The 24,732-nt window shown below is 46.6% G+C and carries 27 protein-coding genes; 12 read left to right on the top strand and 15 right to left on the bottom strand.

Annotated features, from left to right (window positions below):
* Positions 1-180: 180 nt before the first annotated feature.
* Positions 181-1,704, top strand: coding sequence for a YifB family Mg chelatase-like AAA ATPase (locus tag R7Z77_RS12450; RefSeq protein ID WP_005383862.1), 1,524 nt, complete (start codon positions 181-183; stop codon positions 1,702-1,704).
* A gap of 55 nt (positions 1,705-1,759) precedes the next feature.
* On the opposite strand, the gene R7Z77_RS12445 is transcribed toward R7Z77_RS12450, so the two are convergent.
* A complete protein-coding gene (locus tag R7Z77_RS12445) occupies positions 1,760-2,716 on the bottom strand; it encodes a DUF2860 domain-containing protein (RefSeq protein WP_005379034.1) in 957 nt (318 codons plus the stop codon).
* A 149-nt stretch (positions 2,717-2,865) separates the two neighbouring features.
* On the opposite strand from R7Z77_RS12445, the gene R7Z77_RS12440 reads away from it, so the two are divergent.
* Positions 2,866-3,744: an acyltransferase gene (locus tag R7Z77_RS12440; RefSeq protein WP_005379035.1), complete on the top strand. Its 879-nt coding sequence runs from the start codon at positions 2,866-2,868 to the stop codon at positions 3,742-3,744.
* Positions 3,745-3,790: 46 nt separating this feature from the next.
* Here R7Z77_RS12440 and R7Z77_RS12435 read toward each other — a convergent pair whose 3' ends face one another.
* From R7Z77_RS12435 to R7Z77_RS12415, 5 genes are all read right to left on the bottom strand, one after another.
* Positions 3,791-4,393, bottom strand: coding sequence for a thiol:disulfide interchange protein DsbA/DsbL (locus R7Z77_RS12435; RefSeq protein WP_005379036.1), 603 nt, complete (start codon positions 4,391-4,393; stop codon positions 3,791-3,793).
* 34 nt (positions 4,394-4,427) lie between these two features.
* The gene (locus tag R7Z77_RS12430) at positions 4,428-5,414 is read right to left on the bottom strand and encodes a serine/threonine protein kinase (protein WP_005379037.1); all 987 of its coding nucleotides are present in this window, start codon (positions 5,412-5,414) and stop codon (positions 4,428-4,430) included.
* 48 nt (positions 5,415-5,462) lie between these two features.
* Complete coding sequence (gene ccoG, locus R7Z77_RS12425) at positions 5,463-6,884, bottom strand: cytochrome c oxidase accessory protein CcoG (protein ID WP_064354426.1); 1,422 nt, start codon at positions 6,882-6,884, stop codon at positions 5,463-5,465.
* 308 nt (positions 6,885-7,192) lie between these two features.
* On the bottom strand, positions 7,193-7,459 hold the full coding sequence (locus R7Z77_RS12420) for a YihD family protein (protein ID WP_017821571.1): 267 nt from the start codon (positions 7,457-7,459) through the stop codon (positions 7,193-7,195).
* A gap of 166 nt (positions 7,460-7,625) precedes the next feature.
* The gene (locus tag R7Z77_RS12415; protein ID WP_005379043.1) at positions 7,626-7,793 is read right to left on the bottom strand and encodes a hypothetical protein; all 168 of its coding nucleotides are present in this window, start codon (positions 7,791-7,793) and stop codon (positions 7,626-7,628) included.
* Positions 7,794-8,089: 296 nt separating this feature from the next.
* Here R7Z77_RS12415 and R7Z77_RS12410 point away from each other — a divergent pair, with 296 nt between their 5' ends.
* Entirely contained in the window at positions 8,090-8,896 is an 807-nt protein-coding gene (locus tag R7Z77_RS12410; RefSeq protein ID WP_025768919.1) for a sporulation protein, read from the top strand.
* Positions 8,897-8,966: 70 nt separating this feature from the next.
* Positions 8,967-9,620: a PAQR family membrane homeostasis protein TrhA gene (gene trhA / locus R7Z77_RS12405; RefSeq protein WP_025768918.1), complete on the top strand. Its 654-nt coding sequence runs from the start codon at positions 8,967-8,969 to the stop codon at positions 9,618-9,620.
* A 33-nt stretch (positions 9,621-9,653) separates the two neighbouring features.
* Here trhA and R7Z77_RS12400 read toward each other — a convergent pair whose 3' ends face one another.
* The 6 genes from R7Z77_RS12400 to def form a co-directional block, all read right to left on the bottom strand.
* The gene (locus tag R7Z77_RS12400) at positions 9,654-10,238 is read right to left on the bottom strand and encodes a DUF3157 family protein (protein ID WP_213967862.1); all 585 of its coding nucleotides are present in this window, start codon (positions 10,236-10,238) and stop codon (positions 9,654-9,656) included.
* Positions 10,239-10,264: 26 nt separating this feature from the next.
* Positions 10,265-11,710 (bottom strand): TrkH family potassium uptake protein, encoded by a 1,446-nt coding sequence (locus R7Z77_RS12395; RefSeq protein WP_017821575.1) that lies wholly within the window; start codon positions 11,708-11,710, stop codon positions 10,265-10,267.
* A gap of 9 nt (positions 11,711-11,719) precedes the next feature.
* Positions 11,720-13,096 (bottom strand): Trk system potassium transporter TrkA, encoded by a 1,377-nt coding sequence (trkA, locus tag R7Z77_RS12390; protein WP_005379062.1) that lies wholly within the window; start codon positions 13,094-13,096, stop codon positions 11,720-11,722.
* 63 nt (positions 13,097-13,159) lie between these two features.
* Positions 13,160-14,443 carry a 16S rRNA (cytosine(967)-C(5))-methyltransferase RsmB gene (gene rsmB / locus R7Z77_RS12385; RefSeq protein WP_064354425.1) on the bottom strand — a complete coding sequence of 428 codons (1,284 nt, stop codon included), beginning with the start codon at positions 14,441-14,443 and terminating at the stop codon, positions 13,160-13,162.
* A gap of 82 nt (positions 14,444-14,525) precedes the next feature.
* Positions 14,526-15,473, bottom strand: a complete 948-nt coding sequence (gene fmt, locus R7Z77_RS12380; protein WP_064354424.1) for a methionyl-tRNA formyltransferase — start codon at positions 15,471-15,473, stop codon at positions 14,526-14,528.
* Between the two features lie 33 nt (positions 15,474-15,506).
* The gene (gene def, locus R7Z77_RS12375; protein ID WP_064354423.1) at positions 15,507-16,025 is read right to left on the bottom strand and encodes a peptide deformylase; all 519 of its coding nucleotides are present in this window, start codon (positions 16,023-16,025) and stop codon (positions 15,507-15,509) included.
* A gap of 138 nt (positions 16,026-16,163) precedes the next feature.
* Here def and R7Z77_RS12370 point away from each other — a divergent pair, with 138 nt between their 5' ends.
* The 4 genes from R7Z77_RS12370 to R7Z77_RS12355 all read left to right on the top strand — a co-directional run bounded on the left by R7Z77_RS12370 (position 16,164) and on the right by R7Z77_RS12355 (position 19,481).
* Positions 16,164-17,258, top strand: coding sequence for a LysM peptidoglycan-binding domain-containing protein (locus R7Z77_RS12370; protein ID WP_017821578.1), 1,095 nt, complete (start codon positions 16,164-16,166; stop codon positions 17,256-17,258).
* Positions 17,242-18,351, top strand: coding sequence for a DNA-processing protein DprA (dprA, locus tag R7Z77_RS12365; protein ID WP_149192458.1), 1,110 nt, complete (start codon positions 17,242-17,244; stop codon positions 18,349-18,351). Before R7Z77_RS12370 ends, dprA begins: the two co-directional genes overlap by 17 nt.
* A 2-nt stretch (positions 18,352-18,353) precedes the next feature.
* Positions 18,354-18,833: a DUF494 family protein gene (locus tag R7Z77_RS12360; protein WP_031823674.1), complete on the top strand. Its 480-nt coding sequence runs from the start codon at positions 18,354-18,356 to the stop codon at positions 18,831-18,833.
* Positions 18,834-18,911: 78 nt separating this feature from the next.
* Entirely contained in the window at positions 18,912-19,481 is a 570-nt protein-coding gene (locus R7Z77_RS12355) for a type I DNA topoisomerase (protein WP_213967861.1), read from the top strand.
* A gap of 63 nt (positions 19,482-19,544) precedes the next feature.
* Here R7Z77_RS12355 and R7Z77_RS12350 read toward each other — a convergent pair whose 3' ends face one another.
* Both R7Z77_RS12350 and purE read right to left on the bottom strand, forming a co-directional pair.
* Entirely contained in the window at positions 19,545-20,678 is a 1,134-nt protein-coding gene (locus R7Z77_RS12350) for a 5-(carboxyamino)imidazole ribonucleotide synthase (protein WP_213967860.1), read from the bottom strand.
* Positions 20,679-20,682: 4 nt separating this feature from the next.
* Positions 20,683-21,168: a 5-(carboxyamino)imidazole ribonucleotide mutase gene (gene purE / locus R7Z77_RS12345; RefSeq protein ID WP_064354421.1), complete on the bottom strand. Its 486-nt coding sequence runs from the start codon at positions 21,166-21,168 to the stop codon at positions 20,683-20,685.
* A 199-nt stretch (positions 21,169-21,367) separates the two neighbouring features.
* On the opposite strand from purE, the gene R7Z77_RS12340 reads away from it, so the two are divergent.
* The 4 genes from R7Z77_RS12340 (at position 21,368) to R7Z77_RS12325 (ending at position 24,092) form a co-directional block, all read left to right on the top strand.
* A complete protein-coding gene (locus R7Z77_RS12340; protein WP_005379084.1) occupies positions 21,368-21,925 on the top strand; it encodes an L-threonylcarbamoyladenylate synthase in 558 nt (185 codons plus the stop codon).
* Positions 21,926-21,972: 47 nt separating this feature from the next.
* Positions 21,973-22,890 carry an oxygen-dependent coproporphyrinogen oxidase gene (gene hemF, locus R7Z77_RS12335; protein ID WP_054579451.1) on the top strand — a complete coding sequence of 306 codons (918 nt, stop codon included), beginning with the start codon at positions 21,973-21,975 and terminating at the stop codon, positions 22,888-22,890.
* 101 nt (positions 22,891-22,991) lie between these two features.
* A complete protein-coding gene (gene aroE / locus R7Z77_RS12330; RefSeq protein WP_033906569.1) occupies positions 22,992-23,825 on the top strand; it encodes a shikimate dehydrogenase in 834 nt (277 codons plus the stop codon).
* A 3-nt stretch (positions 23,826-23,828) separates the two neighbouring features.
* Entirely contained in the window at positions 23,829-24,092 is a 264-nt protein-coding gene (locus R7Z77_RS12325) for a DUF1488 domain-containing protein (protein ID WP_064354420.1), read from the top strand.
* A gap of 7 nt (positions 24,093-24,099) precedes the next feature.
* On the opposite strand, the gene R7Z77_RS12320 is transcribed toward R7Z77_RS12325, so the two are convergent.
* Positions 24,100-24,648: a gamma carbonic anhydrase family protein gene (locus tag R7Z77_RS12320; RefSeq protein WP_005379096.1), complete on the bottom strand. Its 549-nt coding sequence runs from the start codon at positions 24,646-24,648 to the stop codon at positions 24,100-24,102.
* Between the last annotated feature and the right edge of the window lie 84 nt (positions 24,649-24,732).

The following is a 24,732-nucleotide window of genomic DNA, read 5'->3' as shown; positions in this document are numbered from 1 at the left end:
AAATGTTGTGTAATGTTCTACGAAATTGTTTGCGTCATTAGTGGTATCACACAATTCCGCTGCATGACAAGCAAAAAGTCATTCTTTTTTCACATTAACTCTCAATTGGGACGCGGTATATAACATAACCAACTAGATAAAACATTTGTTTACAGAGTGTTCAAAAAAATTGAGGAACGTATGGGGCTGGCAATCATTCATAGTCGAGCAAGCGTCGGGGTGCAAGCGCCATCGGTTAGTGTAGAAGTTCATATCAGCAACGGCATGCCAGGGTTTACCTTAGTAGGCTTGCCAGAGACAACGGTAAAAGAGTCCAAAGATCGCGTACGCAGTGCGATCATTAATTCTAACTTTCAATTTCCTGCTAAGCGGATCACCGTGAACTTGGCTCCGGCAGATCTACCCAAGGAGGGAGGGCGTTTTGATCTTCCTATTGCATTGGGAATTTTGGCCGCTTCGGAGCAAATCGCGACAGATAAGCTCAAAAACTACGAATTTGTTGGTGAGTTAGCGTTATCTGGTGGTCTGAGACCTGTAAAAGGTGTGCTGCCTGCTGCGCTGGAAGCCAGTAAGATTCAACGTCATTTGGTCGTCCCACATGTGAATGGCGATCAGGCGGCGCTGGTGGGGAAGGAACAACATAAATCGGCCCAATCATTACTGGAAGTATGTGCCGAGCTTTGTGGTCAACATCGACTGAATCTTTTTCAAACGCCTAAGCGAAAAACGATCGAAAAACATGGTCGAGACTTACAAGATATTATTGGCCAACAACAAGGTAAGCGAGCACTGGAGATTGCTGCCGCTGGAAACCACAACTTACTTTTCCTTGGCCCGCCAGGTACTGGAAAAACGATGTTGGCTTCGCGTTTGTGTGACTTATTACCGGAAATGAGTGACGAAGAAGCAATGGAAACCGCTTCGGTGGCATCGTTGACTCAGAGTGAAATTAATGAGCATAACTGGAAGTCGCGTCCGTTTCGTTCTCCGCATCATTCAAGTTCAATGGCGGCATTAGTCGGCGGTGGTTCGGTACCCAGACCAGGGGAGATCTCTTTAGCCCACAACGGGTTATTGTTTCTCGATGAAATGCCCGAATTTGATCGTAAAGTTCTGGACTCGTTACGCGAACCGCTCGAATCTGGAGAGATCATTATCTCTCGAGCGCAAGGTAAAACACGCTTTCCGGCTCGTTTCCAATTAGTCGGAGCCTTGAACCCAAGCCCGACAGGATATTACGAAGGCAATCAAGCGCGCACCAATCCACAAGCTATTTTGCGCTACCTTGGTCGATTATCTGGACCACTGTTAGATCGCTTTGATATGTCTTTAGAAATCCCAGCTTTGCCCAAAGGGACATTAGCAGAAGGTGGTGATCGCGGTGAGCCGACTGCTATCGTAAAAGCGCGTGTGAGCCATGCGCGTAACAATATGCTAAACCGCAGTGGTAAGGTCAATGCACTGCTAGGTAGTCGAGAAATTGAGGCGTTTTGTCCCTTGCATAAGAGTGATGCTGAGTTTCTTGAAACCGCTTTGCATCGTTTAGGGCTCTCGATTCGTGCATATCATCGTATTATCAAAGTGGCGCGAACAATCGCCGATCTGGATGGGGCGGAGCAAATTGAACGAACGCACTTGGCCGAGGCGCTTGGGTATCGAGCGATGGACCGTTTGCTGAAACAGCTTACGGCGCAAGCGGTATAGACAGCAAAGTGTCATCGCAACAAGTTTTGTAAGCACCTTGTTGCGATGAAGGACGTTAGAAGGTGTAGTTGAGACCAAGCGACAATAGGTACTCTTTCTCCTCATAAAACGTGATATTCGAGTCAGTTTGGCTATAGCCGGCTAAAGAAATGAACGACCAGTCTTGCCAGTCAAATACGTTTTGATATTCGTAGGCCGCAAATAGGCTGATGGTGTCGTCATTTCGTGTTTTAGCAAAAGTTTGGCTAGCGGCTTGATAGTCTTTCCATGCATAACCCGCTGTGAGGGCCAATCGATGGCGGTTGATAAATTTAAACCAGCTAATGTCAAATCCGTACGAATCAAATGACTCCGCTTTACCGTCGGCATCTTGATTGATGTAGGTGAAAGCGGGTTGCAACATAGACGTTTGGTTGAGTGGAATGCGATAGTCGCCTTTGACATAGTAAAGGTTAGCATCGCGAGCAAGTGAGCGGTCTGTCACTTCCTCCTGCTCGATGTCTTTATCAGCATAAGCAAGATCAAGGTTGAAGTTTTTATCAATTAACCCTTTGATCTGAAAGCGATACGCATTGCCGTCAACATCCGTCTCTTTACGTGCGGTTCCTACTTGATAAGGGTTGCGCCAAGTTTCGCCTTTGAGTACCGTCGGCAGATAGGAAACATCGAGCACGGTGCCAGATTGTAGCTCGTGTTGATAGCCCAACTGAAAAGCGAGTGTACCTACCGCGACATCTGAGCGTGTGGTACCGGCGTAAACTTGGTGGTTGAGTCGGCTACCAAAGGTGTATGTCACACTCCCTAGCGGTGCAGCGATAACGGAACTGTCACTATCGGCACGCTTATCGAGAGAATCGATGGTGTTACTATTTTCTGTATTGAAATTGGATTCTGATGATATGAATCCGGCATTCAGCGAAATTTCACCGCCAAAACCTGCGGTTTCAGCGAGTTGAGCCTGAGCAGAACTGACGACAAAGGCCAAAGGCAAGAGAAGTAGCCTTGGTTTCATTCGTTATCTCCTTGTTGTCGAATGAGTGGTGCACATATTGGTTGCGGTAACAAATCTGACCATTCCCACGCATGTTCCAATGTGGCAAAGGCGCAGTATAATTACACGCTGTTTTATTCTTCACACATTATCACTGTTGTTTGACTATCATGTTGGCATATTTGTTATTTTTTTTTAACGCTTCTTTTGTGATTCTCAATTCTGCGGTTTGTTCACTCGCAATTTGTGTTATCGCTGTATTTAAAATATTGCTTCCTGGCGTAAAGCTAAAAGCGATAGCGACCGCTTGTGCCAATAAGGTGATGTGGTTATGGGCTACCGTTAATGCGTGCATTCTGGCGGTATCTAACCGTGTTGAGTGGGATGTTCAGGGCGGTGAAGCGCTTAAAAAAGACGGGTGGTATCTGCTGATCAGTAATCATCTCAGTTGGACAGATATTGTTGTGCTTTGCTGCGTGTTTAAAGACCGTATTCCCATGCCGAAGTTTTTCCTCAAGCAACAACTGCTGTATGTGCCTTTCATCGGGATGGCGTGTTGGGCGCTCGATATGCCATTTATGCGTCGCTATTCGCGAGAGTATCTGATCCGCAATCCTCATAAGCGAGGTCAAGATTTAGAGACGACACGTCGCTCGTGCGCTAAATTCAAACACACTCCAACCACAGTGGTTAACTATGTCGAAGGAACCCGATTTACCGAAGAAAAGCAGCGTAAGAGTAAAGCAAACTATCAATATTTGCTGCAACCAAAGTCGGGCGGGATTGCGTACACGTTAGCGGCGATGGGGGAGCAGTTCGAGAGCATTATCGACGTTACGTTGGCGTACCCAGAAAATACGCATAAACCGTTCAAGGATTTATTGATGGGCCGCATGAGCAAGGTGGTTGTGCGTGTAAATGTGTTACCCGTTGATGAAAGAGTGCTTGGTGATTACTTCAACGATAAGCCCTATAAGCGACAATTTCAGCAATGGTTGGGGGATGTGTGGCAAGAAAAAGATCGGTTGCTACAAGAGATTTACAAATAAACAAAAGGGGAGCGACGTGTTCCCCTTTTGATTGATATCGATGTGCTTATTTTAGTGTCAGCAAGTAGTTCACCAGAGAGAAGTACTCATCCATCGTTTTGATGCTTTGTGCTTGAACTAGGTATTTGTTGTTAACGATAACCGCAGGAACGCCGGTTAGACCGCTGTTTTCAAATTGCTTGTCCATACGGCGAACCATTGAATCAACCGCGAAGCCTTTGAATGCAGAATCGAATTTTTTCGCGTCTACACCTTCATCAAGGAAGATTTGACGAAGTTCTTCATCATTACGTGGCGCCTTCTTTAGATTGTGGATGCGGTTAAACATCACTGGCACCATTTTGTCTTCCACTTTTAATGCAACCATCGTTGCGTAGGCTTTGCTCATTGATGGGCCCATGTTGCCACCCATGAAAGAAACGTGGTTTTTTAATAGCTTAGTACCTTCTGGCAACTGCTTTTTCAGTTGCTGGATAACCGGTTCAAAGCTATTACAGTGCGGGCAGTAGAAAGAGAAAAACTCCGTCACAAGAGGTTTTTTTGATGCCTCAAGATCCAATACTTTGTAATGTTCACCTTCTTTGAATTGCGCTGCATGTGCCGACAGGCTTAACATCAGCATAGAAAACAGTGCGAACAGTTTTTTCATCGAAATATCTCCATTTTTGAATTTTTGGCCTGACTTACCATTGAGGCATTAAAGACAGCGGTGCTTCTTCTAAAGCGGCGATCTGCTCTTTAAATGCAAGGACCTGACCTTCCCAGTATTTTGGCTCATTAAACCATGGAAAAGCGAGAGGAAATGCAGGGTCATGCCAACGTTTTGCTAGCCATGCCATATAGTGCACCATTCGTAGACCGCGAAGTGGCTCGATTAGTTTCAATTCTGCAGGATTAAAATCGCAAAACTCTTGGTAAGCCTCTAAAACAATATCCAACTGCATCAGTTTGTCTTGGCGTTCACCGTTCAGTAGCATCCATAAGTCTTGTACTGCAGGGCCGTTACGAGCGTCATCCAAATCAACAAACATAGGGCCATCTCGCCACAAAATATTGCCTGGGTGGCAATCGCCATGCAAACGAATCATATTGAAGCCTTCTTGCCAGTGGCTTTCAATTGATTTGATCAGCATATCCAAGTCATTGAAGAAGCTGTTCTCCAAGTGCATTGGAATCATATTGGCGTTTTGCAGAATCTCTCTTGGTTGATACAGGTATTCTTGTAAGCCGATCGTAGGGCGATGTTGGAAGGCTTGGCGGCTGCCGACTTTATGGATTCGGCCAAGGAAACGCCCTACACCTTCGAGCTGATCTAAATTGTCAACCTCGTATTGGCGACCACCCACGCTATCAAACAGCGCAAAAGCATAGCCTTGATAGTGATGCAGGGTTTCACCGTTGATGCGCACAGGTGGTGCGACGGGGATCTCATTGCCAATCAGCTCTAAAGTAAAGTCGTGCTCCTCTTGGATCTGTTCATTGCTCCAACGTTCAGGACGGTAAAACTTGACGACATAACGACGACGCTCTTCGTCAGTAAATTGATAAACACGGTTTTCGTAGCTATTGAGGGGAAGAAAGCCTGATTCTGCGCGAACGCCGATGCTTTCTAACGCGTACCACATAAAGTCTGGGGTAAGGGCGTCAAAGTTAAACATACTTTGGGACATATAAACAAAAAGGCTCATTACTGAGCCTTTTTCCATTAGTCATCGAAGTTATAGCTTCTTGATAAATCGGCTTTCCACTTCAATGGTGAATTCGTTGCTCTTATCGGTGAGTATAAACTGAATTGTCGTAATCGCAGAGTTTAGCTTGTCAGGATCGGCACCAAGACTCATTGGCAGGTTCAATACCTCACCTGGCTGGACCTGAATTGTCTGCTTACCATACCAGCTTACATCGGATAGCCCTTCAACATCCAACGAGTACTCTTGCACTTGCTGAGTTTTGTTGATCACCTTGAGGGTGTAGGTGTTTTCTACTTCTCCCGAGCTATTAACGCGGAACAGTTGGTTACGGTCGCGAATAACACTCATGCCGGCTGGGTCTACCGCTGCAATTTGGGCAAAGAAAAGACCGACCATGACGAGTAGTACGGCACCATAGCCTAGCAGCTTCGGACGCATGACTTTGGTACTCTTACCCGATAAGCGATGCTCGGTGGTGTAACTAATTAGGCCTTTCTCGTAGCCCATGCGATCCATGGTGTTGTCACACGCATCAATACAGGCGCCACAGTTGATACATTCATACTGCAAGCCGTCACGAATATCGATACCTGTTGGGCACACCTGCACACACAAATCACAATCAATACAATCACCCAAACCAAGCTGCTTTGGATCGGCTTTACGCGGACGTGGGCCACGTTTTTCCCCACGTTTTGCATCGTAGCCAACGATGAAGGTGTCTTTATCAAACATGGCAGACTGGAAGCGCGCGTAAGGACACATGTGAATACACATGATGGAACGCATCCAACCAGCATTACCATAAGTACAAATGGCAAAGAACATTACCCAAAAGACGGGCCAGAAGTTGGCGTTAAAGGTGAAAAAGTCGATAACCAATTGCTTCATTGGTACGAAGTAGCCAACAAAAGTAAAACCAGTGGCGAGTGCAATGGCAAACCAAGCTATATGTTTGACGGTTTTACGCATCGCTAAATTCGCCGTCAGCTTATTGGAGTCTTGTTTACGGCGTTTATTGGCACTACCTTCGAGCTTCTCTTCAAACCAGATATACATGAAGGTCCAGACGGTTTGTGGGCAGAGATAGCCACACCAAACCCGACCTAAGAAGGTGGTAATAAAGAACAACCCAAACGCCGCGATCACAAACAGCAAGGCGAGTAGGGTAAGATCTTGTGGGTACAGGGTGGTACCGAAAAAGTTGAACTGCTGGTTGCCAATATCAAGTAAGATCGCTTGACGTTCACCGTAAGGAATCCACGGTATCAAAGCGAAGAGAAGTAGTAAGAACCAACCACCGTAACGACGTAGTTTCTGGTAAGTCCCTTTGCTTTCGCGTACATAGATGCGATTACTTGGGTTAAACCGATCCCCGTTTCCTTTATGGGGTTTGGGATTATAGGTTTTAGGAGTCACATCTTTGATATCGATCTTGTCCTGACTCATGCACTCATCCTTCTTAGGCTTTTATAATGTACGGCGTCATTTCTATTGATGTCGCTCGATGACATTGCTGCTCGTTCCGTCATAAATATGACCGAACATAATTATTTTAGTAAATACTGATGAACGGCGATTATACAATCAATAACAATTCCGTTTCTTTAACGCAGTCAATGTTTAACAACAAAAATCAGTACAGTTAACCTGATAATTGGCTGAACAGTTATAACCAATTGTGGGACTAAAAACTTTGGTTATAAAAAAGCGACTCACAGAGAGAGTCGCTTAAAGAATACTGGCTGTTGAGCTGGTTATTTGATGATGCCACGAGCGCGTAGGATCGCCGTTTTAAAATCGTCCTCTTGGTCTTTTTTGAGTCCAGGGATCATTTCATCTTTGCTGCTATTACGCATTTTAAGGTGGTAGATCAGTACATCGTCGGTCAGATCTTCTAGCTTTCCTTCATAGCCTGCTTCTTTTGCCAGCTTAACGATGAACTGCAAGAGGTTCAGCTCTTGATCTTTATGCCATTCAGGCTCTAGTAGCTCAAGCAGCTCTTCAATGCGATGACACTTCATTTCTTTCTCCACAGAATTTATAGGTGTAATTAGCAGTAAAGGTACCAAATTGCTTTGCTAAGACCAAATAGGAAAAACGATCTCTTTCACCGAGGTTTGTTCTAAGTCTTTGAAGTTTTATGAGCTGCGTGCAAAGAAAAAAGCGCAGCTGGCGCCGCGCTTTTGATTAAGCTGCTTTGATAACTTTGGCCGGAACACTCGACATCATTGCTGTCTTCTCAACCAATGTCATTGCTGGCGCAACTTGCTTTGCCTTTGGTGCAGTAGTAAAGCCACTGCGGCGGCGCATTGCACTAGTATTAGTGTGTGCGAACCTGACTGTTGTTGGGCGCATTAATTTACCTAACTGTCAGGCATATCCATTGCCGATGTAATTGCCTGAATCATTATGAGCTAGGCTCCAACAAGATTGAAGAATCACTCTTCTGGCTCTCGCCAATCCAGTTAATGAGTCAGGAATACCGATATGCATGCATATCAAGTGTAAGATTAGCATCCTTGTAATAATTGGTCGATAGTTGAGCAATTGAATTGTTTAGATTTTGTCATTTTGTCGCGATGTTCGAGGCAATTTTTGTTTGATCCCACGATCAGCAGTAGTAGTATGAGATCTCGATGAAGGAGGTGCCTATGTCATTTTTGAAGAAGACACTTGCCAGTTTTGGGATTGGGAGCGCGAAGGTCGACTCAATCTTAAACCAAGACGTGCTATACCCAGGTCAAAGTGTGGATGTGTCTATCCATGTATATGGTGGTGCGACTGAACAAGCGATCGACAACATTGATTTAAAACTCTGTTGCCGCTACATCGCAGAAGCCCCTGATGACCGTGGTGCGCGAGAAGGACACAGCATGCGCCGAGTACCTCAAACTCATGTGCTTGCTAAGTGGAGTCTCCCTTACGCATTTACCATCCATTCCGGCGAAGAGCGTACCTTCGATGTTAAGCTCGATGTGCCTTGGAACACGCCTATCACCATTGGTGATGCCAAAGTATGGTTAGAAACCGGCTTAGACGTTGCCGCAGCTTTGGATCCGACTGATAAAGACATCCTCACCGTTCGACCTGATCCACTGATGGATGCGGTACTATCTGCATTTGAAGCGCAAGGTTTACGAATTCGCCAGGTGGAATGCGAGGAAGTGAAAGGATTCGATCTACCATTTGTGCAAGAGTTTGAACTGGTGCCAACCGACGGACCTTACCACGGCGTGTGGCGCGAATTAGAATTTGTTGCCCACCGCAGTGAGCAAGAGCTCAAGTTGTGGTTTGAAGTTGACCGCACACGCAAGGGGCAAGGTGGCATGCTCGCGAGCTTACTGAGTAGTGGCAAACTCAAGCGAGAGCTGACCATTCCTGCCACGACTAAGCCAGATCAAGTTGGCGAACTGGTACTCAATTATCTCGATCAAACTACTGCCGTTCATGAGTCTTAATTTAAGCTTACACGTGTAAGCCTAATGTGCCATACTAGAGCAAATTTCAAACTCTAGTATAGGCGCATTGATGTCCGAGCTGCAGAAACCTCAATACAGTCAACGTGAAGAACTGGCCAATACCATCACCCACGGTATAGGGATGATTTTTGGTATTGTTGGCTTGATACTGCTGTTAGTTAAAGCCATAGACCATCAAGCTGACACTTTAACGCTTACCAGTATGGCGATTTATGGTGCGAGTATTATCGTGCTATTTTTGGCCTCGACGCTCTATCATGCGATCCCTCATCCCAAAGCGAAACGTTGGCTAAAAACCTTCGACCACTGTGCTATTTACCTTTTGATAGCAGGCAGCTATACCCCTTTCTTGTTAGTCAGCTTAAGAACACCTCTAGCATTTGGGTTGATGATCGTTATTTGGAGCATTGCGTTGATCGGCATCATCATGAAAGTTGCGTTCGTCTATCGATTTAAAAAGCTTTCTTTGATGACGTATTTAGTGATGGGATGGTTATCGTTGATTGTGATTTATCAGTTGGCGATCAACTTGGACGTCGGCGGACTTACACTGCTTGCTGCTGGTGGAGTTGTGTATTCACTGGGCGTGATTTTCTACGTTGCGAAGCGCATTCCCTTTAACCATGCGATTTGGCACGGCTTTGTTTTGGCTGGCTGCGTGTGCCATTTCTTTGCGATTTATTACTTTGTTGAGCCTATCTAGCCGATAGGCTCAACAAAGAATATTAAACACGTATTAGCGAGTTTTTACCTCTAGCACTTTGGCAGAAAACTGGTATTGCTGTGATTGCGGTACAGCCAATTTAATGCTCTTACCTTGTTCCGCTTGCTGTGGTCGCAGGTAGGTATCCGCCATGCGCTTGATGGATTGCCAAACCGTCACGTTTTCTTTTGCCAGTTGCTGACCAGACATATCAAACACTTGCACCTCAACTTCCACTTGAATGACAGATTGAGAGCTTTGGTTAGTGATTGATGTAGGCAAAATAAGCTCACCGCTTTGATAGCTTGCTGAACCAATCAATACATCCACACCTGAATCTGATAGCTGCATGGTTGGCTTTTTGGCGTTTACCACCACGGTCGTGCCAACGGTTTTCGTTACCACTGGAATTGTCGCAATCGCAGGAGCTACGATTGTTTCAACTACGCTTGCTGTTGTTTGTGTCTCCGTCGCTTGCTGCGCCGGTTTTTTCATGACGTATTCCCAGGTAAAGTCATCGTTTAACTTCACTTCTCGACCATCGGCTAAAGTGATGACCTCGGCGGCGTATGTGGATGAGGCGGCAAGTAGGGTCGCCAGAGTAATCCATGTTTTCATTGTTATACCTTTTAATTAGAGTCTGCTTAGCGGCGCCAAAACGCAGGAAAGAACAGTACAAGAATAGTCAGAATTTCCAAGCGGCCCATTAACATCCCAAAGCTTAAGAGCCATTTGGCAGTATCGGGCAGAGGCGCGAAGTTGCCTGTCGGGCCAATCACACTACCCATACCAGGGCCAACATTGGCAACGGCGGTGATTGAGCCAGAAATACTGGTCACAGGGTCGAGGCCAAGAGCACTTAAACAACCCGCGATAAAGATAATGGTGATAAAAAACATCAAGCCAAATGCCACCACTGAGCGAACAATATCATCATTCACCGGTCGCTGGTTATAACGCTGTACAAACACCCCTGAAGGGTGAATCAACTTCATCATTTGTTTGTTTAGCAGCGTCATCGCAATTTGGAAGCGGAAGATTTTGATCCCGCCAGACGTTGATCCTGAGCATGCTCCCGCCATCATTAAGAATGCGAAAAGAGTAGTGGGTAATGCGCCCCATGCGGTGAAGTCTTCTAAGCCAAAGCCAGTTGTGGTGACGACAGAGACAATATTAAACATCGACACTCGCAGGGCATCCAAAATGGTGTACCCATCTCGAATCACTAGCCAAGCTGAAATCACTAAGCTAGAGAATACGAACAGGTACGCAAATCCTCTAACTTGAGCGTCGTTAACCAACACATCAATACGGCGTTTACGTAACGCGGCGATAAAGAGCAAAAACGGCAAACCACCTAAGAACATAAAGGTAGTGGCCACCCAATGTGCGCCATTAGAGAAGTGGTTCATTGATCCATCAGACGTAGAGTATCCACCCGTCGATAGCGTAGTAAAGGCATGGTTGATTGCTTCGAACAGGTTCATGCCGGTGATCAAGTAGCCCAAAATACATAGGCCTGTTAGCATCAAATAAACCGCTACGATGTTTTTGGCGACCGTTTTCGCTCTTGGACTACTTTTATCCGACCAATCTGATGATTCGGTTTGGAATAGCTTCATACCACCGACATTCAGCATAGGTAGCACTGCTACCGCCATCACGATAAAACCAATGCCACCAAGCCACTGTAAAATAGAGCGCCACAACAATATACTCGGCGCCATGTTGTCTAGGCCACTGAGCACCGTTGAGCCCGTCGTGGTGATACCCGACATCGTTTCGAAGTAGGCGTCGGTGAAGCTGATGTGGTTGATAAACACAAATGGCAAGGCGGCAAACGCACTCGCGATGGTCCAAACCAAACTGGTGATGAGGAACATATCGCGTACGCTGAGTTTGAACTTGGCGGTTCGACCTATCGTTAGGCAGATGAAGGCGGCAAGGTGCGTGATCACAACGGCTTGGGCGAAATCGAGGAATCCCCCCGTACCGGTAAAGAAAGCGACCAAAGTCGGCACGTACATAAACAGGGCCAGTTTGGATAAAACCAGCCCGATAACAAACAGTACGGGACGTAAGTTGACCATAGGAAAATCCTAGAGGAAGAATGGACTCGGCTGGAATAGCGCTTCGACGTCTGATACGTATTTTTTGTTGACCAGGAACATCACCACATGGTCATCCTGCTCGATGACCGTACGGTCGTGGGCAATAAGAACTTCTTCGCCACGAACGATAGCACCAATGGTGGTCCCAGGTGGAAGTTTTATATCTCCAATCGCACGTCCAACCACTTTAGATGTACTTTCATCACCGTGAGCGACGGCTTCAATCGCTTCCGCAGCGCCGCGGCGAAGTGAGGACACGTTTACGATATCAGCGCGACGAACGTGCGTTAGCAAGGCTGAAATAGTGGCTTGCTGAGGTGAGATTGCTACATCAATTACGCCGCCTTGTACCAGGTCTACATAAGCGCCACGTTGGATCAGCACCATCACTTTTTTAGCGCCCATGCGTTTTGCCAACATTGCAGACATGATGTTGGTTTCATCTTCGTTGGTCAGCGCGATGAAGACGTCGACTTGGTCGATGTTCTCTTCCGAGAGAAGCTCTTGGTCTGCCGCATCACCGCAGAACACGATGGTGTTTTCTAGTTGCTCAGAGAGCTTTTCTGCACGCTGGTAGTTACGCTCAATCAGCTTCACGCTGTAAGTTTGCTCTAGGCGTTTAGCCAAGCTTGCGCCGATGTTACCCCCGCCAACAATCATGATGCGGCGGTACGGTTTTTCTAGACGCTGAAGCTCACTCATCACTGAGCGAATATGATTACTTGCTGCAACGAAGAACACTTCATCGTCGGCTTCAATAATCGTGGTGCCTTGTGGGCGAATCGGGCGACCCTGGCGGAAAATAGCCGCCACACGGGTATCGATGTGCGGCATGTGCTCACGCAAAGCAGACAGCGCATTACCCACCAGCGGGCCACCATAGTAGGCTTTCACCGCCACTAGGCTGACTTTCTGTTCAGCAAAGCTCACCACTTGCAGCGCGCCTGGGTATTGGATCAGACGTTCGATGTAGCTCGTGACGAGTTCTTCTGGTGCGATAAGGTGATCAACAGGAATAGCGCCAGATTTAAACAGGGCTTCTTTTTCTGCCAAGTATTCTGGAGAGCGAATACGTGCAACGCGGTTTGGGGTATTGAATAGAGTGAACGCGACCTGACAGGCAGCCATGTTGGTTTCATCAGTGTTGGTTACTGCGACGAGCATATCGGCGTCTTGCGCGCCAGCTTCATGCAGCACGTCTGGGTGGCTCGCATGGCCATTGACCACACGCAGGTCGTATTTGTCCTGCAATTCACGCAGTCGGTCGGCATTATTGTCGACGATGGTGATGTCGTTGTTTTCACCCACTAGGTTTTCTGCCAGTGTGCCGCCAACCTGACCTGCACCAAGAATAATGATCTTCATACTCTTTTCTCGTATCTGAAAAAGGCGATTGAAATCACTTCAATCGCCCTATTTAGCATGCTGTTACGCGTGTGTTTTAGTTAGCACTGCGTAGTAGAAACCATCCATATCTTCTTCGCCTGGTAGAATTTGACGACCAGGCTGGTCGGGATCAGAATCCAGCAGTTGCGCATCCGCGGTACGTGCTAAAAACGCTTTTACTTGCTCCACGTTTTCTTGCGGTGTGATTGAACAAGTCGCGTAAACCATGGTGCCGCCGGGCTTCAGTTGCGTCCACATGGCATCAAAAATTTCACTTTGCAGCTCTGCTAATGCGGTGATGTCGTCTGCACGACGTAGCCATTTGATGTCTGGGTGACGACGAATCACGCCAGTCGCAGAACATGGGGCATCCAGCAAAATGCGATCAAATTGCTCGCCTTGCCACCATTCTTGTGGATTACGCGCATCACCGCAAACCACTTTTGCCTGAAGGTTGAGACGCTTCAGGTTTTCATGCACACGTTTCAAGCGTGTGTCGTCGCAGTCAATCGCGACCACTTCACTGCCTGACGTGCGCTCTAGAATGTGCGCCGTCTTGCCACCTGGCGCTGCACAGCAATCTAAAATCAGTTCGCCGTCTTGTGGTTTTAGATAGTTGATCGAGAGCTGCGCCGCCGCATCTTGGACCGAAACCCAACCTTTTTCAAAACCAGGTAGCTTCATCACGTCACATGGTGCGGCCAATTTTATGGCGTCCATTGCTTCTGTGTGTGGCGTGCTATCAATGTTTTCATTTTTGAGTAGCGTTAGGTATTCATCACGAGTATGGTGCTGGTGGTTTACACGCAGCCACATTGGCGCTTTTTGGTTGTTGGTTTCAACAATGCTTTCCCACTGCTCTGGGTAAGCTTCTTGCAGCAGTTTAAGTAACCAGCTTGGGTGGCCGTACTTGCCCGAATTGTTGCTGACCGCCATTTGGTCTAGCTCTTCTTGGTTGCGCTGGTAGTTACGCAATACCGCGTTGATAAGACCGCGCAGACGAGGGCCTTTCAGCTCTTTAGTACCTTCAACCGTTTCACCGACTGCAGCGTGCGCAGGAATACGCATGAAGCTTAGTTGATAAATGCCAACCAAAATAAGGTGATGGAAAACGCGTTGTTTGCCTTTTAACGGCTTATCCATCAATTGGTTTGCAATCATTTCTAGGCGAGGGAGGTAACGTAGAGCGCCGTAACAGATCTCTTGTAGAAGAGCGTGGTCACGTGGTCGTACGTTTTGTTGAGCCGCTGGAAGAGCGCTTGAAAGTGAGTGGCCCTTGTCGACGACAAGATACAAGACGTTGGCAGCCGCAGCGCGAACATTCATGATGAGTACCTTAAAGTAAAGGAGGGCATCTCTGCCCTCTAAAAGTTCGTATTATTGGTCTTTGACACTATTGTCTGGCTTTTTAAACCAGTTGGGTGCCAACTTCAAACCAAGATGCACGTGAGTTCAAAATATCTTGAACTGACATGGCTTTTTTACCCGGAACTTGCAGTTGTTCCAGTACCAGTGTGCCATTGCCTGTCGCAACATAAATACCGGTTTTATCTGCTTGCACAATCGTGCCCGCTGGCTTGCCACTGCTTTGTTCTGCCACACGGCTTTGCCATACTTTGATGCTGTTTTCAGCCGCTTCAAAGTGGCTCATTGGCCATGGGTTGAATGCGCGAACGCAACGCTCAATGTGTGCCGCGTCGTCATTCCAATTAATGCGTGCTTCTTCTTTGCTTAGCTTCTTCGCGTAGTTTGCAAGCTCGTCATCTTGCTTTACTGGCTCAGCTTTACCTGTTGCGATGTCTGCTAGGCAGTCAATCAGAGCATCAGGGCCTAAGCCTGCAAGTTTTTCGTACATAGATGCGCTGGTGTCACTTGCTTCAATCGGCAATGTTGCGATTTTCAGCATGTCACCTGTATCCAAGCCAATGTCCATCTGCATGATGGTTACACCTGTTTCTGCATCACCAGCCCAAATTGAGCGTTGGATAGGAGCTGCACCACGCCAGCGAGGAAGAATCGAACCGTGCACGTTAATACAGCCCAGTTTAGGCGTATCTAGCACGACTTGTGGAAGCAATAGACCGTAAGCCACAACCACCATGATGTCGGCGTTCAGATCAGCAAGCTCTTGCTTGGCTTCATCTGATTTGAAGTTTTCTGGCTGGTATACCGGAATATCGTGCTCAAGCGCGATGGTTTTCACTGGGCTGGCAGTAAGCTTCTTACCACGACCTGCTGGGCGGTCTGGTTGAGTGTATACCGCAATTACTTCGTGCTCCGAAGACAACAACGCCGCCAAGTGACGGGCGGCGAAATCCGGAGTACCTGCAAAGACAATACGTAAAGACTGACTCAAGGTAGGCTTCCTTCTAATTAAATTGTATCGAGATTAAGCGTTTTGCTGTTTCTCGTTAAAGCGTTTGATTTTCGCTAGCTTGTCTTGAATACGCTTACGCTTAAGTGGCGATAGGTAATCAACGAACAGTTTACCCATTAGGTGGTCTAGTTCGTGTTGAACGCAGATTGCTAGCAGATCGTCAGCGTCAAATGTGTATTCTTTGCCGTCGCGATCTAGGGCTTTAACCGTAACTTCAGCAGCGCGAGGCACAAGTGCGCGAGCACCTGGTACCGATAGACAGCCTTCTTCGATGCCGTCTTCACCACGCTTTTCCAGAATCTCAGGGTTGATAAGCACCATCGGCTCATCGCGAGTTTCTGAAATATCAATCACTACGATACGTTTGTGGATATCAACCTGCGTTGCAGCAAGGCCAATACCTTCTTCGTCGTACATGGTTTCAATCATGTCATCGACGATTTTTTGAATCTCAGGTGTCACCGCTTCAACAGGCTTTGCGACTGTGCGCAGGCGATCATCCGGGAATGTTAATACTTGTAATACAGACATATTCACTCGAAATATTGAACTGTGCCGAAACAGCACAAACCTTGTTGTCTCAATTCTAGACATTTTATAGCCTAAATGACAGCATCCTTGCACCAATTTCCATTCTGGTTCCTGCTTAATAGATCAAGGACGAGGGTCATGAATCGAATTTTCCGCAACGTTGCCAGTGTTACGTTGCCGTTACTTTTCTCTTTCAACGCTGTAGCAAATGTGGATGCGAACCCACTGACTGTTAAAGATGATGCGCCACAAACATATGTAGTTGTGAAGGGCGATACGCTATGGGATATTTCGGCCATGTACTTGGATAGCCCGTGGTTGTGGCCTCGTTTATGGCAAGTAAACCCAGAAATCGATAACCCTCATTTAATTTATCCCGGAGACAAGCTGTCTTTGGTGTGGATTAACGGTCAGCCCGTGTTGAGCCTAAAACCGGTTAAGAAGCTGAGCCCGAAAGCTCGCATCACAGAAAAGAAAGCCGTACCAACGGTCGCGGAAGGTTTGGTGATGCCTTACCTCAAATCGGATCGGTTGCTAGATAAAGATTCGTTGAACAGAGCAGCAAAAGTGATGGGTAGCAGCAAAGGCAGTAAGTATCTGACTGCAGAAGATGTGCTGTATATCAATGGCAATCAGACCGCGACAGGTTGGGCTATTTACCGACCAGTAGCTACCTTTTCGCGTGACGATGTGTCCGAAGAGATTACCGCGCTGCGTTTGATTGCCAAAGGCGAGCTCGTTGAAGCTTCGAGTGATTATTCAGGTTTGAAGCTTACATCGCAAATGCAAGAAATCCTACGTAACGATATCGCGTTGCCAAATCAATCGGTTGAGAATACTGACTTCACGACTACGTTCTATCCGCTGCCGTCGCCACAAGGCAGTTCTGCAAAGTTGCTAGGTAATATCGAAGGTATTCGCTTTAGTTCAACTAACCAAGTCGTGGTGATTGATAAAGGCACGTCAGATAATCTCAAGCAAGGCAGTGTGTTTGATTTAAAAGAAGACGCGCACCCAGTTTACAAAGACGGCGATGAGTTCAAGAAAGAGTTTGGCGTGCTTGATAAGAAAATTACTTTGCCTCAAAGCAAAGTTGGTGAGTTGCTGGTCATTCGTCCTTATGAGTACTTTAGCTTGGCACTGATCACTAACAGTACGAAACCCATTAACCAAGATATTTCGGTGGTGTCACCGTTGGCGGACGAATTAACCATCGATGAATCGACGAAATAACGATGATCTCGTTGCCTGGTTAAAACTGAGTTGTTTACCAGGCATTGGCGGCGTCAAAATGAATAAGCTACTGGCAAGAGACACGCCATGTAACATCGTAAACTTCTCTCCTGAACAGCTACAACAACTTGGGTTAACAACTAAGCAAATTCAAGCTTGGGCTTCAACAGATAAAGAAGTCGATGCTTGTTTAAGCTGGCTTGAGGCTTCTACAAACCATCATATCCTGACACTGACTGACCCGCGTTATCCACCTCAACTCAAACAAATCGTTGCACCGCCACCTCTACTTTTTGTTCAAGGAAACCCTACTTGTCTTTCTCAGCCACAAATCGCGATGGTTGGCAGTCGAAATGCGAGTATTGATGGATTACAGCATGCACGTCAGTTTGCTGCAGAGTTTGTTCAGCACGATTTTATTGTCACCAGTGGTCTCGCTTTAGGCATTGATGGTCATGCGCATGATGGTGCGTTGCAAGCGGGTGGTAAGACGATTGCGGTGCTAGGATCTGGCTTAGAAAATATTTATCCGGCACGTCATCGTGGTTTAGCGCAACGTGTTATTGAACATGGGGCTTTGGTGTCTGAGTTTCGGCCTAATGCCAAGCCGCGCCCAGAAAACTTCCCGCGTCGTAATCGTATTATTAGTGGATTATCGCTTGGTGTGCTGGTCGTCGAGGCGGCGAAAAAGAGCGGCTCGTTAATTACAGCTCGTTACGCGCTTGAGCAAGGTCGAGAAGTATTTGCGCTGCCAGCGTCAATCAATGCCCCCAATGCCTGCGGTGGAAACCAGTTGATACGTCATGGCGCTTGCCTCGTAGAAAAGACGAAAGATGTCTTAGATGAAATACAGTCCTTGCTTGATTGGTCTATTAATCAGAGTACCGATTTATTTTCTACGTTAAATGATGAAGAAGAATTGCCATTTCCTCAGCTGTTAGCTAACGTAGGAAGTGAAGCTACACCGGTTGATATTCTTGCAAACAGGACCAATATACCTGTCCAAGAAGTCATGATGCAGCTCTTAGAGTTAGAACTCTCTGGGCATGTCGTTGCGGTTTCAGGTGGCTATATTCGAAAGGGGAGGGGCTAGCTATGATGATGGATATACTGATGTATCTATTCGAAACCTACATCCATAGCGATGCAGAGTTACAGGTCGAACAAGACGAGTTGGAAGAAGAATTGCTTCGCGCTGGCTTCCAACAAAAAGATATCTATAAAGCCCTTGTCTGGTTAGAAGAGCTCGCAGCGCTGCAGCAAAGTGATACATCTTCTGCGATTTCGGCTTGTATCGCGTCATCATCGACTCGTATCTACACTGCGAAAGAGATACAGCGTTTGGATTTGGAGTGCCGAGGTTTTTTATTGTTCCTTGAGCAAATCAATGTATTGACGACAGAAACTCGTGAAATGGTGATTGACCGAGTGATGGGGCTAGAAACGAGCGAGTTTGAGCTTGAAGACCTCAAATGGATCATTTTGATGGTGCTGTTTAATGTGCCTGGTAATGAAAACGCTTATACGCTAATGGAAGAGCTGTTGTACACCAAAGAACAAGGGATTCTTCACTAACCCAATCTAGGCAAGTTCGAGTTTAGCTAGCAAGAACGCGAGCTTGTCTTTTGGTGTGTTTTTCACGAAACGGTAAGTATGAGTAGTAAAATCGACAACACCCTTTTCTCTGCCCATGAACACTCATTGGAACACGAGCCGTGTCCTAAATGTGGCAGCGAGTTGACCCTCAAACATGGCAAACACGGTCCCTTTCTTGGCTGTAGCCACTACCCAAGCTGTGATTACATCAAAGCCCTGCACAACAATGATGGACACATCGTCAAAGAGCTTGGCGTTCCTTGTCCAGATTGTGGTAACGAGTTGGTATTACGCCAAGGGCGTTATGGCATGTTTGTTGGTTGCAGTAACTATCCGGCGTGCCATCATATTGAGTCGATTAATCAACCTGAGCCAGAAAAGCAGTCGCAAGAGCACCACGCGTGCCCTGAATGCGGTAAAGGTCATTTAGTTGAACGTAAGACGCGTTTTGGTAAAACTTTCTACGCATGTGATAACTACCCTAAATGCAAATTTGCTGTGAACCTTGCTCCGGTCAAGGGGCGATGCGAAGAATGTGGTTTTACGTTGTTGGTGGAGAAGAAACTCGCCAGTGGTGTGAAATTGCAATGTGCCAACCGTAAGTGCCAGCACACTCAACAAGGGTAAATACATCAAAGGAATTAAAAAGGGTCGCATCGTGCGACCCTTTGTGGTTTTTGGGGCTAGATTTTAGCGTTGTGCTTGTTTCGCAAACTCGTGCACGGCTGGGAAAGCCTGTTCATCCAATACGTCTGCTAATGCACAAAGTTTACGATTAAGTTCGCCAGTGTAGTCACCACATACGTTGATGTGGCCCATCTTGCGACCCGCACGTTTTTCTTTGCCGTACCAATGAATGTGGCAACCATCCATCGCTAGCAATGCTTCTGGTAGTGTGTCTTCACCAAGAATATTAATCATCGAGGTTTCACGAACCAACTTCGTGCTACCCAAAGGCATGCCGCACACGGCGCGTAGATGATTCTCAAATTGACAGGTTTCTGCACCCTGTTGAGTCCAATGACCAGAGTTGTGTACGCGTGGTGCGATTTCATTGACTAGCAAAGTACCGTCAACATCGAAGAACTCCAGCGTTAGCACACCAACGTAATTCAAGCTGTTGGCAACGGCCGTGAACATCTGTTTTGCTTGCTCTTGCAACTCTGGTGCATCAATCGCAGTAGAAAGGCTCAATACACCATTGGTGTGGACGTTCTCTGCCAGAGGGTACACTTCAACGCTGCCATCTTTACCGCGAGCACCAACCAGTGAAACTTCGCGGTTAAAAGGGACAAATTCCTCAGCAACAATCGCTTGAGTTGGTGTTGCGGCAATGCACTCTGCCATCTCAGTCCAAATGTCGTCGACTTGAGAAGCTTCTTTTAAGCGCCATTGGCCTTTACCATCGTAGCCACCCAATGCACTTTTCAGAACCATTGGCATACCAACGTGTTCAATTGCGCGCTCAAAGTCTTCACGAGTTTCAATGACGTAGTATTTCGCGTTGCGCACGCCAGCATCATCAAGCAGTGCTTTTTCAATACGGCGATCACCACCTGCTTTGATGGCTTGCGTACTTGGTAGGAACTTGCCGCTCGCTTCGCAAACCTTGAGCACGTCATGTGGAATATGCTCGAACTCGGCAGTAATCACATCAACTTGCGTAATCGCATTTTCCAAGCCATGGCTAAGTACCTGTTGAGTTAAAGGGTGAACGACATCACCGCTGCTGACATCGTAAGCTGAAATTTGAATATTCAGTGGCGCACCAGCCAGAGACATCATACGAGCCAACTGACCCGCACCAAGAACCAGTACATGCATCTGATTAATCCTCTGCAGGGTTTGCATTTGCGAGAACTGTTTCCGTTTGCTCATTACGGAATGCTTCTACCTTCGCCATGATGTTTTCATCATGAGTGCCTAGGATTTGCGCAGCTAGGATACCGGCGTTTGCTGCGCCCGCTTCGCCAATCGCCAATGTACCAACCGCAATTCCCTTTGGCATCTGTACAATAGAAAGCAGTGAATCCATACCTTTCAGTGCACGAGACTGAACGGGAACCCCAAGCACTGGCAAACTAGTAAACGCCGCCGCCATACCAGGTAGGTGGGCTGCACCACCTGCGCCTGCGATGATAACTTTGATGCCGCGTTCTTTTGCGCCACTGGCGTAGTCAGCCAGTAATTGAGGAGTTCGGTGTGCTGACACGACTTTTGTTTCGTAAGGCACGCCAAATTGATCTAGCATGTCCGCTGCTAGTTTCATGGTTGGCCAATCGGATTTAGAACCCATGATGATACCGACTTTCATCTCAAACTCCTTTAAGCTGCAAAAATTAGGTGAGCTATAAATTTGTGCGCATTATACGGGGATTTTTATCTCAAGCAAACGTTTGCGTCTTGTTGTTGGCGCTATTGATACATTTTATAAAAAAATTGCTTTAGTGTCTGAGAATGAATATTTGTACACTTAGTGAAAACAACACAGTCAAACAAATAGGAAGTAATCGGTGGATAACTTTGAACAAGTGCTCAACGCACTCAAGCAAGGCGAAGTGATTGCCTATCCAACAGAAGGGGTTTTTGGTGTCGGATGTGATCCAGATAACCCAGAAGCAATTCAAAAGCTATTAGAGCTCAAGCAGCGTCCGGTAGAAAAAGGGCTGATTCTCATCGCTGCAAGTTACGATCAGCTCTTGCCTTATATTGATGAATCTCAGTTGACTGAAGAACAATTACAGACTGTTCATGCCACTTGGCCAGGCCCATACACTTGGATCATGCCAGCGAGCGATAAAGTATCCAACTGGGTTTCAGGGCAGTTTGATTCAATTGCGGTTCGTGTGACTGATCATCCTTTGGTGCAAAAAATGTGTAATGCATTCGGAAAGCCGTTAACCTCTACCAGCGCGAATCTTTCCGGCTTACCACCGTGTATGACCACGGAAGAAGTCGAAGAACAGTTGGGTGATAAGCTGGTCGCCATTCTTCGTGGCGAGACCAGCGGTCGTGATAAACCCAGCGAGATTCGTGACGCCAAAACTTCACAAATATTAAGACAGGGTTAACCCTGCTAGCCAGCCATCATTAGGTTTCACGTAATAGGTAATAACGTATGTCAGCGATCGATAAGCACGCCGTAAAGCAGTTCTTGATGTCACTTCAGGACTCCATTTGTCAGCAGTTAGAACAAGAAGATGGAAAGGCCGTCTTTGTCGAAGATGCATGGCAACGTGAAAAAGGAGAGCGTCTGGGTGGCGGTGGTCGCTCACGTGTTTTGCGTGATGGCCTTGTTTTCGAGCAGGGAGGCGTGAACTTCTCGCATGTGGAAGGGAAAGAAATGCCAGCATCTGCGACAGCGCATCGCCCAGAGCTAGCGGGTCGTCGTTTTGAAGCGATGGGTGTTTCTTTGGTTATTCACCCTAAAAACCCTTACGTACCGACTTCACACGCCAATGTCCGCTTCTTTATTGCAGAAAAAGATGGCGAAGACCCAATTTGGTGGTTTGGTGGTGGTTTTGACCTAACGCCGTTCTATCCATTTGAAGAAGATTGCCAATCATGGCACGACACTGCAAAACTGCTTTGTGCGCCATTTGGTGACGATGTTTACCAAGAGCATAAAGCATGGTGTGACAAATACTTCTTCCTACCACATCGTAATGAAACTCGCGGTGTTGGCGGTTTGTTCTTTGATGATCTAAACCAGTGGGAATTTGATAAGTGTTTTGCTTACATCAAAGCAGTGGGTGAAGGCTATTGCCAGGCTTACTTGCCGATCGTTTCTCGTCGTAAAGAGATCAAGTATGGTGAGCGTGAGCGTGAATTCCAACTATATCGTCGCGGCCGTTACGTAGAGTTCAACTTAGTGTATGACCGTGGCACCTTATTTGGTTTACAAAGTGGTGGGCGTACTGAGTCGATTCTGATGTCAATGCCGCCGCTCGCTCGCTGGGAGTACTGCTACGAGCCAGAAGCGGGATCGCCAGAAGCTGAACTTTACGAGCGATACCTAACGGCCCGAGAGTGGTAAGCACGGAATCTCCTTTTCTATATAGATAGATAGTGATAGGGTCATCTGTAATCAGGTGGCCCTGTTTTCTCTATATCTAAGTAAGGAACAAAGGTAAGGAAATGACCCAGCAAATCGATCGCTATGCCGTGTTTGGTAATCCTATCGGACACAGTAAGTCGCCATTCATTCACACCTTGTTTGCTCGTCAAACTAATCAATCTTTGGTGTATACCGCAGAAAGTGCACCTGTTGATGGTTTTATTGACGCGGCGAAGGTGTTTTTTGCTGAAGGTGGCAAGGGGTGCAACATCACTATGCCATTTAAAGAAGATGCTTATCAATTTGCTAGTCGATTGACAGAACGGGCTCAGTTAGCAGGCGCGGTAAATACCCTCAAGAAGTTAGACGATGGTGAAATCATCGGTGACAACACTGATGGTGCAGGTTTAGTGCAAGATCTGCTTCAGCATCAGGTTGTATTGGAAGGCGCGCGAATCCTAATTATTGGCGCTGGTGGTGCCGCTCGTGGTGTTATTAAGCCACTACTTGATCAAAAGCCGACCTCTTTAACCATTACCAACCGTACCTTTAGTAAAGCACAGGAGCTTGCAGAGCTGTTTGTCTCTCACGGTCCTATCCTCGCCAAAGAGATGGCAAGTATTGATGAAGAGTATGATGTCATCATTAACTCCACATCCGCTTCTCTAAGTGGTGAACTGCCGACTATTTCATCCTCCATCTTTGCCGCTAACAGTACAAGCTATGACATGATTTATGGCAAAGGGGTGACGAGCTTTAACTTATGGGCAAAAGATAATGGCGCCGCTCATGCGTATGATGGTCTTGGAATGTTAGTTGGGCAGGCTGCGGAAAGCTTTATGCTCTGGCGTGGCTTACGTCCTGGTGCCAAACAAATTCTCAGAGAACTAAGAAAGAACCTTGAAGGTCAATAAGCGATGAATCAATCCATCTTATTCCCAGATATTCAATCATGGGATGAAGTATCACAATCGATAAACTTTTCGGCGCAACAATCAGGCGCACAAATAGTGTGCTTTGTGACGAAACAAAAGTTAGAAAAGCTCAGTGGTTCACTGATTGAAACTGAGCAAGCGGCAATTAAAGTGTTTACTGATTACCGATTCGACCTAGAAGAAATGGCTGAAGAGCTAATAGAAGATGAAGCCTTCAACGAAGAAGGCCATATCATCATCGGTTAACAGGGCTTTAGTTCAAGTCTTTTACTTCATTTAAGTAGTCGTTTTTGTTCTGCACATAGTTATTGGCAGACTTTTGCAAGAAAGCTCGTTCTTTTTCTGATAGAGGGCGAGCTTGTTTTACTGGGCTTCCAACATATAAGTAGCCACTTTCTAATACTTTCCCAGGTGGCACTAAACTGCCTGCTCCGATCATCACCTCTGACTCAATTACAACAGCATCTAAAACAATAGCTCCCATACCAACCAAAACACGATCGTGGATCTCACAACCGTGCAGCATCACTTTGTGGCCAATCGTAACGTCATTACCAATAATCAATGGGTAGCCGTTTGGGTTTTCGGCGTTCTTATGGGTGACATGCAAAACACTGCCATCTTGAATATTCGTTCGATCACCAATGTGAATGTGGTTTACATCACCTCGCGCTGCTACCAGTGGCCAAATGCTAGAATCATCGCCAATTCGGATATCACCGACTAAAACAGAGGTTGGGTCAACGTAAACACGCTCACCAAGTTCAGGCTTTATACCTTTGTAGCTTCTCATTGAGCTCATCTTTTTTCCTTATTCAGGGCGATTACAGGGTGTATGGAGGTAGAATAGTAGTGAAAACTCGCCTTTTAGAATAAAAAACACCCA

The sequence above is a fragment of the Vibrio sp. 1401 genome (assembly GCF_033340295.1).
Note: the sequence above shows the minus strand (reverse complement) of the source record. Positions and strands in the feature narration are given on the sequence as shown.